Raw genomic sequence first — 328 nt, forward strand, 5'->3', positions numbered from 1 at the left:
ATGCCTGTACGCGAAGCCTTGCGCCAGCTGGAAGCGCAATCACTGCTGAAAGTGGAAATGCACAAGGGCGCCGTGGTTGCGCCCTTGATCGGCGAGGACGCGGTAGACACCTACGCGCTGCGCATACTGCTTGAGAGCGAGGCGCTACGCCAGTCCATCCCGTTGCTGGAGCCCAGCGACATCGCCCAGGCACGCGGCTACATCCAGCAGTTGGAGAATGAAACCCGCCACGCTGAAATCGGCCGGCTAAACCGTTTGTTGCACATGGCCTTGTACAGCAAGGCAAAAAACAAGAAGTTGCTACGCCTGATCGAAGACGAGCTCAACG

Annotated in this window: 1 protein-coding gene; it reads left to right on the forward strand. The window is 58.8% G+C overall.

The genetic code is table 11. The features are described from left to right. On the forward strand, nucleotides 1-328 hold a 328-nt coding region (locus QWI17_RS01255), incomplete at both ends, for a GntR family transcriptional regulator (protein WP_302720676.1).

The sequence above is a fragment of the Gilvimarinus gilvus genome (assembly GCF_030518155.1).
In the GTDB taxonomy this organism is placed as follows: Bacteria; Pseudomonadota; Gammaproteobacteria; order Pseudomonadales; family Cellvibrionaceae; genus Gilvimarinus; species Gilvimarinus gilvus.